Origin of the sequence: Comamonas endophytica (assembly GCF_023634805.2) — a bacterium.
Classification (GTDB): Bacteria; Pseudomonadota; Gammaproteobacteria; order Burkholderiales; family Burkholderiaceae_C; genus Comamonas; species Comamonas endophytica.
Window position 1 is genome coordinate 2,352,444 of the sequence record NZ_CP106881.1, and the last position, 14,475, is coordinate 2,366,918.

15 protein-coding genes are annotated in these 14,475 nt (G+C 67.2%); 11 read left to right on the forward strand and 4 right to left on the reverse strand.

Features of this window, described 5'->3' with window-relative positions:
• Positions 1-297 precede the first annotated feature (297 nt).
• From M9799_RS10570 to M9799_RS10580, 3 genes are read right to left on the reverse strand one after another with little or no spacing between them, the layout of a single operon-like run.
• A complete protein-coding gene (locus M9799_RS10570; RefSeq protein ID WP_231041641.1) occupies positions 298-1,041 on the reverse strand; it encodes an RNA pseudouridine synthase in 744 nt (247 codons plus the stop codon).
• Positions 1,028-2,701 (reverse strand): MBL fold metallo-hydrolase, encoded by a 1,674-nt coding sequence (locus tag M9799_RS10575; RefSeq protein ID WP_231041642.1) that lies wholly within the window; start codon positions 2,699-2,701, stop codon positions 1,028-1,030. Before M9799_RS10575 ends, M9799_RS10570 begins: the two co-directional genes overlap by 14 nt.
• 9 nt (positions 2,702-2,710) lie before the next feature.
• Entirely contained in the window at positions 2,711-3,100 is a 390-nt protein-coding gene (locus tag M9799_RS10580) for a DoxX family protein (RefSeq protein ID WP_231041643.1), read from the reverse strand.
• A 288-nt stretch (positions 3,101-3,388) separates the two neighbouring features.
• Here M9799_RS10580 and M9799_RS10585 point away from each other — a divergent pair, with 288 nt between their 5' ends.
• The 9 genes from M9799_RS10585 (at position 3,389) to hslU (ending at position 12,754) form a co-directional block, all read left to right on the forward strand.
• The gene (locus M9799_RS10585) at positions 3,389-3,976 is read left to right on the forward strand and encodes a BPSL1445 family SYLF domain-containing lipoprotein (RefSeq protein ID WP_231041644.1); all 588 of its coding nucleotides are present in this window, start codon (positions 3,389-3,391) and stop codon (positions 3,974-3,976) included.
• A gap of 149 nt (positions 3,977-4,125) precedes the next feature.
• The gene (gene dapF / locus M9799_RS10590) at positions 4,126-4,995 is read left to right on the forward strand and encodes a diaminopimelate epimerase (RefSeq protein WP_231041645.1); all 870 of its coding nucleotides are present in this window, start codon (positions 4,126-4,128) and stop codon (positions 4,993-4,995) included.
• Complete coding sequence (locus M9799_RS10595) at positions 4,992-5,714, forward strand: DUF484 family protein (RefSeq protein ID WP_231041646.1); 723 nt, start codon at positions 4,992-4,994, stop codon at positions 5,712-5,714. The genes dapF and M9799_RS10595 overlap by 4 nt, the downstream gene beginning before the upstream one ends.
• A gap of 2 nt (positions 5,715-5,716) precedes the next feature.
• Positions 5,717-6,700 (forward strand): tyrosine recombinase XerC, encoded by a 984-nt coding sequence (locus M9799_RS10600; RefSeq protein WP_231041647.1) that lies wholly within the window; start codon positions 5,717-5,719, stop codon positions 6,698-6,700.
• Positions 6,701-6,824: 124 nt separating this feature from the next.
• Positions 6,825-7,931 (forward strand): CobW family GTP-binding protein, encoded by a 1,107-nt coding sequence (locus M9799_RS10605; RefSeq protein WP_231041648.1) that lies wholly within the window; start codon positions 6,825-6,827, stop codon positions 7,929-7,931.
• A gap of 297 nt (positions 7,932-8,228) precedes the next feature.
• Positions 8,229-8,993 carry an RNA polymerase-binding protein DksA gene (gene dksA, locus M9799_RS10610; protein ID WP_422688381.1) on the forward strand — a complete coding sequence of 255 codons (765 nt, stop codon included), beginning with the start codon at positions 8,229-8,231 and terminating at the stop codon, positions 8,991-8,993.
• 46 nt (positions 8,994-9,039) lie between these two features.
• Positions 9,040-10,692: an STAS domain-containing protein gene (locus M9799_RS10615; RefSeq protein ID WP_231041650.1), complete on the forward strand. Its 1,653-nt coding sequence runs from the start codon at positions 9,040-9,042 to the stop codon at positions 10,690-10,692.
• Positions 10,693-10,827: 135 nt separating this feature from the next.
• Positions 10,828-11,373, forward strand: coding sequence for an ATP-dependent protease subunit HslV (gene hslV, locus M9799_RS10620; RefSeq protein WP_231041651.1), 546 nt, complete (start codon positions 10,828-10,830; stop codon positions 11,371-11,373).
• A 64-nt stretch (positions 11,374-11,437) separates the two neighbouring features.
• Complete coding sequence (hslU, locus tag M9799_RS10625; protein WP_231041652.1) at positions 11,438-12,754, forward strand: ATP-dependent protease ATPase subunit HslU; 1,317 nt, start codon at positions 11,438-11,440, stop codon at positions 12,752-12,754.
• On the opposite strand, the gene M9799_RS10630 is transcribed toward hslU, so the two are convergent.
• Positions 12,744-13,076, reverse strand: a complete 333-nt coding sequence (locus M9799_RS10630) for a hypothetical protein (RefSeq protein ID WP_231041653.1) — start codon at positions 13,074-13,076, stop codon at positions 12,744-12,746. The genes hslU and M9799_RS10630 overlap by 11 nt on opposite strands.
• Between M9799_RS10630 and mraZ the strand changes: the two genes are divergently transcribed.
• On the forward strand, positions 13,075-13,503 hold the full coding sequence (gene mraZ, locus M9799_RS10635) for a division/cell wall cluster transcriptional repressor MraZ (protein ID WP_231041654.1): 429 nt from the start codon (positions 13,075-13,077) through the stop codon (positions 13,501-13,503). The two genes, M9799_RS10630 and mraZ, sit on opposite strands and share 2 nt — an antisense overlap.
• Before the next feature lie 11 nt (positions 13,504-13,514).
• A complete protein-coding gene (gene rsmH, locus M9799_RS10640; protein ID WP_231041655.1) occupies positions 13,515-14,444 on the forward strand; it encodes a 16S rRNA (cytosine(1402)-N(4))-methyltransferase RsmH in 930 nt (309 codons plus the stop codon).
• The last annotated feature ends 31 nt before the right edge of the window (positions 14,445-14,475 follow it).

A 14,475-nucleotide genomic window follows, 5' to 3' on the forward strand; every position in this document is an offset into this window, starting at 1 on the left:
GATGTCCATCCTTCGACAGGCTCAGGACGAACGGTTTTTGTTGTGCGCCCTAGATTCATGCGCAAGCGCCTGGTGTCGGTGACGATGCCAGGCGCTTTTTTCTTTCTTGAGGACAGGACGTGCATCCTTCGACAGGCTCAGGACGAACGGTTTTTGTTGTGCGTCCTAGCTTTGGTACAGAACCACGCTATGCCACCAGGGACCGTTCGCCCTGAGCCTGTCGAAGGGCAACGGGCCTGTCCTTCAGGAAAAGACGGGCCATTCATAGCGCAACGTTGGTCAGCAAGTGGCAACCCCTCAGAACTTCTCCCAAGGCAGCAAATACCTCCACTGCCCCTGCGGCAGCTTCGCCATCGAAACGCGCCCCACCCGCAGCCTCCGCAAGCTCACCACCTGCAGCCCCACCGCCGCGCACATCGCCTCGATTTTGTCGGGCCAGAAGCCCTTGATCGCAAAGCGCAGGTGGTCTTCGTTCTGCCAGCTCACCTTTGCCGGCGGCAGCGGCTGGCGGTCGGCGATCAGGCCGTGGCACAGGCGCTGCAGGCCGCCCTCGGCAATCTTTCCCTTGACCCCGACGACGATTTCCTGCTCCAGCGCATAGGCGTCTTCCTCGAGCTTGCGCGCGATGCGCGGGTCCTGGGTGTAGATCACCAGGCCGCTGCCCGGCACCGGGATCGGCAGGTACGCCAGTTGGCCGGCAAAGTGGTGTTCGAGCACGCGCACCGGGGCGGGCGCGTCGTATGCGGCGAGGTTCTTCTCGGTCAGCAGGCTGCGCGCGCTGGGCACGCGGCCGTAGGCGTCGCCCTGGGTGTAGCCCGCGGGCTTGTGCAGCAGCAGCGTGACGGGGGGCACGGGCTCGGGCTTGGCGCCGGGGGCCAGGCGCACCTGCTGGCCGATGCCGATGTGGGTGCCGGGCACCAGCACGACCTGGCCGTCGACCTGCACATGGCCGGCTTCGATATACAGCTCGGCTTCGCGGCGCGAGCAGTTTTGTTGTTCCGCCAGTCGCTTGGACAGGCGGACGGATTCAGTTTGAGACATCCCTCAAGCCTAAGGCACGAATGCGTTCCACATGGGCCAGTAGGGATCTCTGCGCCACCGGCCAGAGCGCGGGCGGGGCATCGGAGTAGGCCAGGCGCACCCAGTCCTCGGGCGTGCCGTCGGGCGCGGCCTGCATCGCGCGCGCCACCTTGGCCTCGCGCGCCAGCCGGTGCGCCTGAAGCCGGGCAATCACCTGGCGCGCCCGGCCCAGCACATAGCCGTGCGCGGGCAGGATGAACTCGACGCCATGCTGCGCGCACAGCGCATCGAGCTTTGCCAGCGAATCGAGATAGTCGGCCATGTTGCCGTCGGGCGGATCGATCACGGTGGTGCTGCCGTTGAGGATATGGTCGCCGCTGAACAGCAGCGCATCCTCCTCGAGCAGGAAGCACATGTGGTTGGCCGCATGGCCGGGTGTGAACACCGCCTGCAGCGTGTGGCTGACGGGGCCTTCGGCGCCGGTGCCGGCCAGCGCCAGGCGCTCGCCGTCCACCAGCGGCTGGTCGGGCAGGAAGCGGCTGGCGGCGCGCGCCGTTGGCGCCGAGGGCAGGCCGCGCACGGCGGCGGGCGCGCGCCCGTCTTGCACCTGCAGCGCCTGCAGCAGCGCGGCGCCGGGCGAGTGGTCGGCATGGGAGTGGGTGCAGACGATGTGCCGGATATCGCCGCCCGCGGCATCGAACAGGCGCCGCACGTGCTCCGGATCGCTCGGCCCGGGATCGATGGCGATATAGCCGGTCAGCGGCTCGCCCACGAGGTAGCTGTTGGTGCCGGGCCCGGTCATCATGCCGGCATTGGGCGCCGTGAGCCGCAGCACGTTGCGCCGCAGCTGTACCGGCTGCGCGCTCTGCCAGTCCAGTGGATGGAACACCTGGCCGTCGGGGCTGACCATCTCCAGCTCGCCGTAGGCCGCCTCGTCCTCCATGTGGCGCCGTTCCTTGCCGCCGATCAGGCCGGTGCGCGGGCAGCATTCCCACAGCACCTCCTCGTGCGCCAGTGCCGCGAACAGCGCGTCGACGGACTCGAAACGCGCGAGCTTCTCCAGCGTCTTCATGGTCGGGAAGATGATCGGGAACACGCCCTGCGCGTGGCGCTGCAGCGCCTCGGCCGGCGTGATCCACTGCGGCTCGAACTGCTCGCGCTCGTCGGCCACGGGGGTCTGGCCCGCAGGCATGCGCGCGACCAGGAACTGCGTGGCGAAGCGCTTGGGCATCGTGCGGTCGCCGGTCCAGTGCGCCAGCGCGTGCAGCTCGTCGGCCGCCAGCGTCAGCCCGCGCGCCGTGCACTGGGCGACGAAGGGCGCGTCGCGGTCCAGCGCCGCGATGTCCGCGGCATCGGCCATGCGCCCGTCGGCATGGCGCGCCAGCAGCACGCCCAGCTCCTCGAAGCTCTCGCGGATCGCGGCAATGGCCTGGGTCAGGTGCGCGTCGCCTTGCGTCGGGCGGCGCGCGGCGGCGCCGTGCGACAGCGCGTCGAGCGCATCGACGCTGCCGCCCGGAAACACATAGGCGCCCGGCAGGAAGCTGGCATGGGGCGAGCGGCGCGTCATGAGCACTTCGATGCCGCCGCCCGCGCCCTGGTCGCGCAGCAGCAGCACGGTGGCTGCAGGACGGGGTTCCACGGGAGAGCGCTGCGGGCGCAGGAGCTGGCTGGGGCGTTGCATCGCGGCTTCCTATTTGCCTTTGGTGTAGCCCAGCGCGACGGCCAGGGCGGTGACGATGAAGAACGCCTGCAGCTCCAGGGCCCAGCCGCCGGTATTGCCGATCGACAGGAACTGCCCGGTATGCACCAGCAGCAGTGCGACCAGCATGTTGCCGGCCACAATCAGCGCCGCCGGCACGACCCATACGCCGATCAGCAGCAGCAGCGGCGCCACCACCTCCCCGAGGTAGACCCCATAGGCCAGCCACGAGGGCAGGCCATGGCTGGCCACCATCTTCTCGATGCCGCCGATGCCCTGCGTGATCTTGGCCCAGCCGTGGAACAGCAGCAGCAGTGCCAGCGTGATGCGCAGCAGCGTGATGGCGGCGCGGGGATGGTGCAGGTGGGACCAGAAATTCATGGGTTTCCTCAACAGGTGGATGGCTGCCCGCAGTTGTGCCACAAGATGGCGCACAAGACTGTTGCGTGCGCGCCAATTGAGGGCATGTGGTGAGCGAAGGTTCACCGCCTACCGCGCTGCAAGCCGATTTCCCCGGTCCGTGTAGGCGTGCAGGCCGAGCTGCATCTGCAGTGAAACAAAGCCATTGAACCCCTCTAGGATCGCTTCAGGCCGTCAATCCGGTCCCAGAAAACGCTTGCTGCGCCATCTCGCCGTGCGCAAGCGCCATCAACATCAGGAGGAATATTCATGAAGACCCAAAACGCTCGCTCTCTGCTGATTGCTGCCGCTGTCGCCGTGGGCGGCCTGGCCATGGTCGGTTGCACCACGACCACTCCCTCCGACGTGAAGACCGCGCCCCGCGCCACGAGCAACTCGGTCGATGCGCAGGTCGACGCCACGCTGTCGCGCCTGTATTCCACCGTTCCCGGCTCGCGCGAGCTGGTGGCACGCTCCAAGGCCGTGCTGGTGTTCCCGACGGTGGTCGGCGGCAGCTTCGTGGTCGGCGCCGAGCACGGCCGCGGCGCACTGCGCTCGGGCTCGCGCACCCTCGGCTACTACAGCACCACTGCCGCCTCGATCGGCTGGCAGGCCGGCGGCCAGTCCAAGGCCGTGATCTATGTGTTCAACACCCAGGACGCGCTGGACAAATTCGTCAACGGCAATGGCTGGTCGGCTGGCGTCGACGCCACCGTGGCCGTCGGCCGCGTCGGTGCCAACGGCATGATCGATACGCAGACCGCACAGGCTCCCGTGTCGAGCTTCGTGATGACCAATGCCGGCCTGGAAGCCGGTGTGTCGCTGCAAGGTGCACGCATCCACAAGATCAACATGTGATCGCCTGCCGGCCTGGGGCCGGCATGTCGATGGAAATGCCCGTTGGTCCCGGGCTGCCTCTGGAGGCGGCCTGCGGACGAACGGGCATTTCCCGTCGGTGTCAGGCCCTGTCATGGCAGCGGCGCGCGAGTGGCGGATAATCTGCGTCCATGCAAATCCGCTTCACCAAGATGCAGGGCGCGGGCAACGACTTCGTCGTGCTCGATGAAACGCAGGGCCAGCGCGGCCTGTCGCCGGCCCAATACCGTTTTCTCGCCGACCGCCACTTCGGCGTCGGCGCCGACCAGATCCTCAGCGTGCGCCCCGCGCCCGCCGAAGGCATCGACTTCGAATATGCCATCCACAATGCCGATGGCGGCGAGGTGGAGCAGTGCGGCAATGGCGCGCGCTGCTTCGCGCGCTATGTGCACGACCGCGGCCTGACCACCAAGAAGGTGATCCGCGTCAAGACCCTGTCCGGCGTCATTGCGCCCGAGATCGTCGGCGAGGGCCAGGTGCGCGTGGACATGGGCCGCCCCGAGCTGCGGCCGGAACAGGTTCCGTTCGATGCTGCCGGCCTGCAATCCCGTGCCGTGGGCCGGGCGCAGACCTGGCAGCTGCCCCTGTCCGACGGCGCGGCCCAGTGGATCATGCCGGTGTCCATGGGCAACCCGCATGCCGTGCTGCTGGTCGACGAGGCGGATACCGCGCCCGTGGCGGCGGTGGGCCCGCAGATCGAGCGGCATGCGCGCTTTCCCCAGCGTGTCAATGTCGGCTTCCTGCAGCGCGTGAGCCGCAGCGAGGTGCGGCTGCGCGTCTACGAGCGCGGCACGGGCGAGACGCTGGCCTGCGGCACGGGCGCCTGCGCCGCGGTGGTCGCAGGCATCCACCAGGGCCTGCTCGACACCCAGGTGCGGGTCCACACGCGCGGCGGACTGCTGCAGATTGCCTGGGCCGGTGGCGAGGGCGACAGCGTCTTCATGACCGGCCCCGCGACCTTTGTTTTTGACGGCCAGATCGAACTTCCCGAAGCACCATGAACGACACCAGCAGCGTCCACGCATTGTCCACCAGCGAAGACAGCATCGCCTCCTACCTGACCGAGGTCCCCGAGTTCTTTGAACGCCATGCCGAAGTGCTGACCGGCGTGCGCCTGACCAGCGTCCACGGCCACCGTGCGGTGAGCCTGCAGGAGCGCCAGGCCGAGATGCTGCGCGAGAAGATCAAGGGCCTGGAGCAGCGCATCATGGAGATGATGCGCAACAGCAGCGAGAACGCGACCATCGCGCAGAAGATCCACCGCTGGAGCTGCGATCTCGCGTCCTGCGTCGAGGCGCGCGAGCTGCCGCATGCGATCACCGAAGGTCTGCGCCGGATATTCGACGTGCCCGAGGCCGCGATCCGCGTCTGGGACGTGGCGCCGCCGTTCTCCGGCGCGCTCTACACCATGGGCGTGAGCAGCGACGTGAAGGCCTTTGCCTCCTCGCTGACGCTGCCCTTCTGCGGCCCCAACCTGGGTTTCGAGCCGACCAACTGGCTCGCCAAGCCCGATGGCGTGCAGTCGCTGGCGCTGCTGCCGTTGCGCCCAGGCGCTCTGGCCATGCCTTCGCCGGCATTCGGCATGCTGGTGCTGGGCTCGCCCGACCCGCTGCGCTTCGACGCCACCATGGGCACCGAATTCCTGATGCGCATTGCCGAGCAGGCCAGCGCGGCGCTGGCGCGCCTGCGCCCGGCTCCGCGCACGCTGGCTTCGGTCTGAGCATGGGCCGCGCGGCGCCAGCGACGCGGGAGCCTGTGGCTGGCGTGCTGCCGCCCGAGGCGCTGGCCTATCTCGAGCATGTGCGCGTGGAAAAGCGCCTGGCCGCGCGCACGCACACGCTCTACACGCTGGATCTGCACAAGCTGGTGGCGTTCGCGCAGTCGGCCGGAATCGGACTGCTGGCGCTGCAGGCCCCGCATATCCGCCGCTTTGTCGCGCAGATGCACAGCGCCGGGCGCAGCCCGCGCGGCATTGCATTGATACTTTCGGGCTGGCGCGGCTTCTTCGATTGGGCCGCAAAGCAGGCGCTGGTGCCGCTGAACCCCGTGGACGGAGTCCGTGCGCCGCGCGCGCCCAAGCCGCTGCCCAAGGCGCTGGCGGTGGAGGATGCGCTGCAACTGGTGAATCACAAGGATGAAGAAGCCGATCCCTGGATAGAGTCTCGCGACGCGGCTATGGCTGAACTCCTCTATGGCAGCGGCCTGCGTGTCGCCGAGCTTGTAGGCCTGGATATCGCACCCGGCCCCGATACCGAACGCCTGGCGCGCGGCTGGATCGACTTGGCGGCCGGCGAGGCGCATGTGCTGGGCAAGGGCAGCAAGCGGCGCATCGTTCCCGTGGGAAGCGCGGCGCTGCGGGCGCTTCAGGCCTGGCTCGAGCTGCGGCCGCAGGCTTTTGCCCAGGCGCAGACGGTGGAGCCGGCGCTGTTCATCGGCCGGCGCGGCGCGCGCCTCACCACCCAGTCGGTCTGGCTGCGCCTGCGCGAGCGCGCGCGCCAGGCAGGGCTGACGAGCTCGGTGCATCCGCATGTGCTGCGCCACTCTTTTGCCAGCCATCTGCTGCAGTCCAGCGGCGACCTGCGCGCGGTGCAGGAACTGCTGGGCCATGCCAGCATCTCCACCACGCAGATCTATACGCGCCTCGACTTCCAGCACCTCGCGCAAGCCTACGAGAACGCCCACCCCCGCGCGCGCAGAAAGCGCTGAACGGCTGCGCCACGGCCTCTTGAAATAACCGCTGGACTCCCCATATCACCTTTTTCATCCAGGGCCGGCGGCTTCCCGAGCCGCAGGTGCCTGCCCGGCGCGCACCCACTTTCTAGGCGATTCCATGTCTCTCATTCCTGTCACCATCCTCACGGGCTTCCTGGGCTCCGGCAAGACTACGCTGCTCAAGCGTGTGCTGAGCGAGGCCCATGGCCAGAAGATTGCCGTGATTGAAAACGAGTTCGGTGAGGAAAACATCGACTCCGACATCCTCAAGACGGAGTCCAAGGAGCAGATAGTGCAGATGAGCAATGGCTGCATCTGCTGCACCATCCGCGAGGACCTGCGCGAGACGCTGCAGCTGCTGGCCGCCAAGCGCCGCAAGGGCCTGGTGGTGTTCGACCGCATCATCATCGAGACCACGGGCGTGGCCGACCCTGGCCCGGTGGCGCAGACCTTCTTCATGGATGACGAGGTGGCCGAGACCTACCTGATCGACTCGATCGTCACGCTGGTCGATGCCAAGCATGCCGATCAGCAGCTCGACACGCGCCAGGAAGCGCGCCGCCAGGTGGGCTTTGCCGACCAGATCTTCCTGTCCAAGACCGATCTGGTCAGCGCCGAGGCACAACAGGCGCTGATCCACCGCCTCAAGCACATGAACCCGCGCGCGCCGATCCAGGCCGTGCACTTCGGCGCGGTGCCCCTGGCCCAGGTGCTGGACCTGCGCGGCTTCAATCTCAATGCCAAGCTCGACATCGATCCGGACTTCCTCAAGGAAGAGGGCGACCACGGCCACGACCATGGGCACGACCACGGCCATGCGCACGACGGCTGCGACCACGACCACGGCCATTGCGAGCACGACTCCCACGCCGGGCACGACCATGCGCCCGGCGAAGCCTGCAACCATCCGCACCACCATCACCACGATGACGACGTGAAAAGCTTCGTCTACCGGGCGGACCGTGCCTTCGATCCGGCCAAGCTCGAGGACTTCCTCGGTGCCATCGTCAATATCTACGGCCCGAAGATGCTGCGCTACAAGGGCGTGCTCAACATGCAGGGAACCGAGCGCAAGGTGATCTTCCAGGGCGTGCACCAGCTGATGGGCAGCGACCTCGGCCCGGCCTGGGATGGCGCCGAGAAGCGCGAGAGCAAGATGGTTTTCATCGGCATCGACCTGCCGCAGGACATCCTGCGCTCCGGTCTCGACCAGTGCCTGGTGTGAGCGCGTCGAGCTTGTCACCTGACTTCGGGTGGGAAGCTCGAAAGTAGGACGGCAGCTATAAGCTGCGTCGGCTTTGCAGCGTGGCTCAATGATGTTGTTGGGAAATGCCAATTTTTGATGGGATTTGGGCTCAAATGACAGCATTCATTGGTTTACCCGTATGTAGGTTCCACACAACGTTCTGTTGGACTCCGGCTGCGGTCGATACAATCGCGCCCCTAAAGAGAACCCGGAAGGCAAAGCCCCACTGGGCTTGCTCCCCAGCCAGGGGCCGGTCGCACCGAGAGGAGACAGGAAGTGAATGCCGAGACCCGCAAAGTGAAAGCAGTGACCAAGCCCGCAGCCGCCAAGAAGGCTGCCGCGAAAGCAACTGCCAAGACCGCCATCCAGACTGCCAAGGCGCCTGGAGCCCATGCCGCGCCGCCTCCGCTGGCGCCTGCAGCCGCCGCACCTTCTTCCGGTCCCGCGCGCAGCGTCCGTCCTTCCGCACGTCTGACCCAATTGACCGTTCCCTCCATGGCACCGGCAGCGGCTTTTGACGCTGCCAAAACCAGTTACATCAACACCATGCCCACTACCATGCAAGCACCATCCCTGACTGCTGCAAAGAAAGATCCTCAATTGGCCAACAACTGGAAGACCAAACCCGCCGAAGAGCTGCTTGACGCAGAAGTCCTGGCCATGCCCGAGGAAGAGTACATGAACGACAAGCAGATGGCGTTTTTCCGCCACAAGCTTGTGCTGCTCAAACAGGACATGCACAACAACGCCGGCGAGACCGCGGAAAACCTGCGCGAGGACACCGTGGTCGTGCCCGATCCCGCCGACCGTGCGACCATCGAGGAAGAGCATGCGCTGGAACTGCGCACGCGCGACCGCGAGCGCAAGCTGCTCAAGAAGATCGAGCAGTCGATCGCCCGCATCGACGCCGGCGACTACGGCTACTGCGACGAGACCGGCGAGCCCATCGGCGTAGGCCGCCTGCTGGCGCGTCCCACGGCGACGCTGTCGCTGGAAGCCCAGCAGCGCCGCGAACTCAAGCAGAAAATGTTCGGCGATTAAAAGGATTCGCTTCGTCCCAAGGCCACTTGCGCTACGCTGACCATCTATGAGTACGGATGACAGCAAGCCCGGTGGCCTTTTTTCCAGGGTGGCGCGCTTTGTGCGCCATCCCGTCGTGCATTGGTCCGAAGCCGAGGCGCAAGACGATCCCCTGGGCACCGCCGACCGGCAGGTGCTGCGCCAGACGCTCGAGCGCAAACGGCGCAACGACCTGGTGCGCCAGCGCGAGTTCGAGCAGCTGCGCCGGCTGCGCCAGAAGGCGGCGGCGGGCGCCCAGGCGCAGGCTGAGTCCTCCAGCCAGCCGACCAGCATGCCAAGCAGCCTGACCCCGCCCGATGCGCGCGCGGTGACGCTGCAGAAGATCGATGCCATCGAGGAGCAGATGTCGCAGCAGTGGTGGCGCAGGAAGCAGCCCGCCGATGCCTCGACCATGCCGATGTATCTGCTGTCCAGCTTTCCGCAGCCCGATTCGGTCCACGTTGCGGCTGCCGCGCCCGCGCCGCCAGCGCCCGGCTTTGCACCGACCGCGCCGCTGGACTGGAATGCCGACACTGGCGCCGCGCTGGCGCAGGCGCATGGAGCGAACGCTGCGCAGACGGGCTTTGCCAGCACCCTGGCATTCGATCCCCCGGCCTGGGCCGCATCCGCGCAGCCCTTGTCTTCAGGCACCTTCGTGCATGACCCGGATTTCGAGGAGGCCGCCATCGCGTTTGCCAATGGCGATGCCGCGGGTGCCGAGGTTCTGCTGCAGGCGCTGCTGGCGCAGCGCGCCGCGTACCCCGCGCGGCAGTATCCCGTCTGGCTGGCCCTGTTCGACCTGTACCGCGCGGCCGGGCTGGCCGAGCGCTTCGAGGGGTTGGCGATCGACTTCGCCACGCGTTTCGGGCGCTCGGCGCCGCTGTGGTTTGCCCTGTCCGCACAGAACCATTGGGCTGGCGACTCCGCCGCGCCCCACGCGGCCGGGGCCGAGCCCTCCGGCGCGCAGGACTGGCGCTGGAACGCGCCGCGGGTGCTGACGCGCCAGGCGGTGGCGGCGCTGCAGCAGGCCAAGGCGGCTGCGCCCGCGCCCTGGACCCTGTTCTGGAGCGCCCTGGAGCACATCGAGGCCGATGCCGTGGCGCCGCTCGAGCAGGTGTTCGCCGAATGGGCGCAGGCGCCCGGGCTGCTGGTATTCATCGACACGCCGGTGCTGGCGCAATGCCTGCAGGCGCTGACCCCGTCGGGCGAGCGCGAGGCGCCCGAGGCCGGCTGGCGGCTGCGCATGGCGGCGCTGCGCCTGATGGACGAGCACGACAGCTTCGAACTGGTAGCGCTCGACTATTGCGTCACCTACGAGGTTTCGCCGCCGCGCTGGGTGCCGGCGCGCAGCAGCTACCGCGAGGGGCTGGAGGAAACTGCATCCGACGATGCCCCGGCGCTGCCCGCAGGCACCGGCCTGGCCGGCTGCATCGACGGCGATGCCACGCGCTGGCTGGCGGAGCTCGAGGGCCGCTCGCGGCCCGGGCAACCGCTGGTGGTGGATTGCGCCGAGCTGGTGCGCCTGGATTTCGCGGCCGCGGGCTCGCTGCTCAACTGGGCAGCGCGGCTGCAGGCGCGCGGCGTGGCGCTGCGCTTCGAGCGCCTGCACCAGCTCGTCGCGGTGTTCCTGGCCATGGTCGGTGTCGGCGACCATGCGCAGCTGGTGCCGCGCACCGACTGAGGGTGTGGCCGGCCAGGTGCGGCCGGCCAGGTGCGGCCGGCCAGGTGCGGCCGGCCAGGTGCGGCCGGCCAGGCGCGGCCGGCCAGGTGCGGCCGCGGCTTGCAATCCTCGCATCCGCCCCCAACTGGCAGCGCTATGGAACAGTATCACGGCACCACCATTCTCAGCGTCCGCCGCCAGACGGCGGACGGCATCCAGGTCGCCATCGGCGGCGACGGCCAGGTCACCCTGGGCAACATCGTGGTCAAGGGCACGGCGCGCAAGGTGCGCCGCCTCTACCACGGCACGGTGCTGGCCGGCTTTGCCGGCGCCACGGCCGATGCCTTCACGCTGTTCGAGCGCTTCGAGGCCAAGCTCGAGAAGCACCAGGGCCACCTGACGCGCGCCGCCATCGAGCTGACCAAGGACTGGCGCACCGACCGCGTGCTGCGCCGCCTCGAGGCCATGCTGGCGGTGGCCGACAGGAGTGCCTCGCTGATCATCACCGGCAATGGCGACGTGCTCGAGCCGGAGCAGGGCATCGTCGCCATCGGCTCGGGCGGCGCCTATGCGCACTCGGCCGCCAAGGCGCTGCTGGCCAATACCGAGCTGGACGCGGCGGACATCGTCAAGAAATCGCTGGAGATCGCCGGCGAGCTGTGCATCTACACGAATATGCACCATACGATCGAAACGCTCTGACGCGCCACTGCCTCTTGTTGCCGGCCGCCATTGCTGCGCCGCCGGCCCACCGGATTGAAATCACATGTCCTCCATGACCCCCCAGGAAATCGTTTCCGAGCTCGACCACCATATCGTCGGCCAGCAGGGCGCCAAGCGCGCCGTCGCGATCGCGCTGCGCAACCGCTGGCGCCGCCAGCAGGTCGAAGGCAGCCTGCGCCAGGAAATCACGCCCAAGAACATCCTGATGATCGGCCCGACCGGTGTCGGCAAGACCGAGATCGCGCGCCGCCTGGCGCGCCTGGCCGATGCGCCCTTCATCAAGGTCGAGGCCACCAAGTTCACCGAAGTCGGCTACGTCGGCAAGGATGTGGATGCCATCATCCGCGATCTGGCGGAGATCGCCGTCAAGCAGACGCGCGAAGCCGAGGTCCGCAAGCTGCGCGTGCGCGCCGAGGATGCGGCCGAGGACCGGATCCTCGATGTGCTGCTGCCCCAGGCGCGCACGGCCGATGCGCCCGCCGACAGCACGGCGCGCCAGGTGTTCCGCAAGAAGCTGCGCGAAGGGCAACTGGACGACAAGGAAATCGAGATCGACCTGGCCGACGCGAAGCCGCAGCTCGAGATCATGGGCCCCCAGGGCATGGAGGAGATGGCCGAGCAGATGCGCGGCCTGTTCAGCCAGATGGGCCAGGAGCGCCGGCGCACGCGCCGGCTGAAGATCGCCGAGGCGCTGAAGCTGCTGATCGACGAGGAAGCCGGCAAGATGGTCAATGAGGAAGAGATCAAGACCCGCGCCATTGCCAATGCCGAGCAAAACGGCATCGTGTTCATCGACGAGATCGACAAGGTCGCGGCGCGCCAGGAAGCCAGCGGCGCGGATGTCTCGCGCCAGGGCGTGCAGCGCGACCTGCTGCCGCTGGTCGAGGGCACGACGGTGTCGACCAAATATGGCATGGTCAAGACCGACCATATCCTGTTCATTGCCTCGGGCGCCTTCCACCTGTCCAAGCCCAGCGACCTGATTCCCGAACTGCAGGGGCGCTTTCCGATCCGCGTCGAGCTCGAGTCGCTGTCGGTGCAGGACTTCGAGGCGATCCTCACGCAGACCCATGCCTCGCTGGTCAAGCAGTACCAGGCGCTGCTGGCCACCGAGGGCGTGGCGCTGGAGTTCACACCCGACGGCATCACGCGGCTGGCGCATACCGCCTTCCAGGTCAACGAGCGCACCGAGAACATCGGCGCGCGCCGCCTGTCCACGGTGATGGAGCGGCTGCTGGACGAGGTCAGCTTCCTCGCGGCCCGCCTTTCGGGCCAGACCGTCACCATCGATGCCGCCTATGTCGATGCGCGGCTGCAGACCCTGAGCCAGGATGAGGATCTGTCACGTTTCATTTTGTGACATTTACGCCACGAAAGCCGCCGTTCCAGTAACGCTTGTATACGTCTTGTGCACCTGCCTGTGTACATCCGCAGTCATGAGGCGCCTGAGAGTTCACATGCACTGAATTGAGTAAGTGCTTATGGGGCAACGGCTTTTTGCCCAAACACGGTTTCTGTGAGCGTTCTAAGTCCTTGATTTCATTGCAAATAATTGTCACACCCGCTGTGGCGGCGCAGCGATTTGCTGCTACAGTGGAAAAAAGTGCAATTAAGTGGTGAAACCTGCCATCGCCGCCATTTTCAGCGGCCGAACCGGCGGGCGCCAGTCCAAGGGCAATCATGTTTCAAGGGGCTTCTTCGCTCAGTCTCGACGCGAAGGGTCGGCTATCGGTGCCGACCCGGCATCGTGACGCCTTGAATGAAATGGCCGAAGGGCAGGTCACTCTCACCAAACATCCGCATGGCTGCCTGATGTTGTTCCCCCGCCCGCAGTGGCTGCTGTTTCGCGACCGGATCGCGCAGCTGCCGATGTCCGCGCAGTGGTGGAAACGCATTTTCCTGGGCAACGCCATGGACGTGGAGATGGACGGAACCGGCCGCGTGCTGATCTCGCCCGAACTGCGCGAGGCCGTCGGCCTGAGCCGTGACGCCGTGCTGCTGGGAATGGGCAACCACTTCGAGCTTTGGGACAAAGCCACTTATGACGCCCAGGAGGCACAGGCCATGCAGGCCCAGATGCCCGACGTTTTCCAGGATTTTGCTTTTTAAAGGGCGTGCGATTGAACCAGCCCCTCCAACACATCACGGTTCTGCTCGACGAAGCGGTGGATGCACTGCTGGGCGCGGCAGGCCCGGCCCCGGCCGGCGAATGGGTCGACGGCACCTTCGGCCGCGGAGGCCACTCCCGTCTCATTCTCCAGCGCCTGGGGCCGCAGGGGCGGCTCCGGGCCTTCGACAAGGACCCGGAAGCCATCCAGGAAGCGGCGCGCATCACCGATGCGCGTTTTTCCATTCAGCACGAGGGCTTCAGCCGCCTGGCCGACCTGCCCGATGCCAGCGTGCAGGGCGTCCTGATGGACCTGGGCGTGAGCTCGCCCCAGATCGACACGCCGGAGCGCGGCTTCAGCTTCCGCTTCGACGCCCCGCTCGACATGCGCATGGACACCACGCGGGGCCAGAGCGTGGCCGAATGGCTGGCCGATGCGGAAATGCAGCAGATTGCGGAGGTGATACGTGACTATGGCGAAGAACGGTTTGCTGGGCCTATTGCAAAGGCGATTGTTGCGCGGCGCCAGGACAAAGGCCCTCTCGCAACCACCGGCGAGCTTGCCGAGCTCGTGGCTGGCGCCGTCCGCACGCGCGAGGCCGGGCAGAACCCCGCGACCCGCACCTTCCAGGCTCTTCGGATTTTCATCAATGCCGAACTGCAGGAGCTCGAACAGGCGCTAGAAGCCAGCCTGCGCGTGCTCGCGCCCGGCGGGCGGCTGGTGGTCATCAGCTTCCACTCGCTCGAGGACCGCATCGTCAAGCAGTTCATCGCGAAGCATTCCAAGGAAGTGTTCGACCGGCGCGCGCCGTTTGCGGCGCCCACGCCGATGCGCCTTGTGGCGCTCGACCGCATCAAGCCCAGCGCCGAGGAAGTCGCGGCCAATCCGCGCTCGCGCTCGGCGGTCATGCGGGTAGCGCAGCGCACAGAGGTTCCAGCATGAAGCAGACGCTGCGCTCGTGCTGCGGCAGCCG

What these genes read in the sequence shown, in the direction of transcription:
- M9799_RS10570 (WP_231041641.1), bottom strand. Translation starts at nt 1,041, where the DNA reads ATGTCTCAAACTGAATCCGTCCGCCTGTCCAAGCGACTGGCGGAACAA.
- M9799_RS10575 (WP_231041642.1), bottom strand. Translation starts at nt 2,701, where the DNA reads ATGCAACGCCCCAGCCAGCTCCTGCGCCCGCAGCGCTCTCCCGTGGAA.
- M9799_RS10580 (WP_231041643.1), bottom strand. Translation starts at nt 3,100, where the DNA reads ATGAATTTCTGGTCCCACCTGCACCATCCCCGCGCCGCCATCACGCTG.
- M9799_RS10585 (WP_231041644.1), top strand. Translation starts at nt 3,389, where the DNA reads ATGAAGACCCAAAACGCTCGCTCTCTGCTGATTGCTGCCGCTGTCGCC.
- dapF (WP_231041645.1), top strand. Translation starts at nt 4,126, where the DNA reads ATGCAAATCCGCTTCACCAAGATGCAGGGCGCGGGCAACGACTTCGTC.
- M9799_RS10595 (WP_231041646.1), top strand. Translation starts at nt 4,992, where the DNA reads ATGAACGACACCAGCAGCGTCCACGCATTGTCCACCAGCGAAGACAGC.
- M9799_RS10600 (WP_231041647.1), top strand. Translation starts at nt 5,717, where the DNA reads ATGGGCCGCGCGGCGCCAGCGACGCGGGAGCCTGTGGCTGGCGTGCTG.
- M9799_RS10605 (WP_231041648.1), top strand. Translation starts at nt 6,825, where the DNA reads ATGTCTCTCATTCCTGTCACCATCCTCACGGGCTTCCTGGGCTCCGGC.
- M9799_RS10615 (WP_231041650.1), top strand. Translation starts at nt 9,040, where the DNA reads ATGAGTACGGATGACAGCAAGCCCGGTGGCCTTTTTTCCAGGGTGGCG.
- hslV (WP_231041651.1), top strand. Translation starts at nt 10,828, where the DNA reads ATGGAACAGTATCACGGCACCACCATTCTCAGCGTCCGCCGCCAGACG.
- hslU (WP_231041652.1), top strand. Translation starts at nt 11,438, where the DNA reads ATGTCCTCCATGACCCCCCAGGAAATCGTTTCCGAGCTCGACCACCAT.
- mraZ (WP_231041654.1), top strand. Translation starts at nt 13,075, where the DNA reads ATGTTTCAAGGGGCTTCTTCGCTCAGTCTCGACGCGAAGGGTCGGCTA.
- M9799_RS10630 (WP_231041653.1), bottom strand. Translation starts at nt 13,076, where the DNA reads ATGATTGCCCTTGGACTGGCGCCCGCCGGTTCGGCCGCTGAAAATGGC.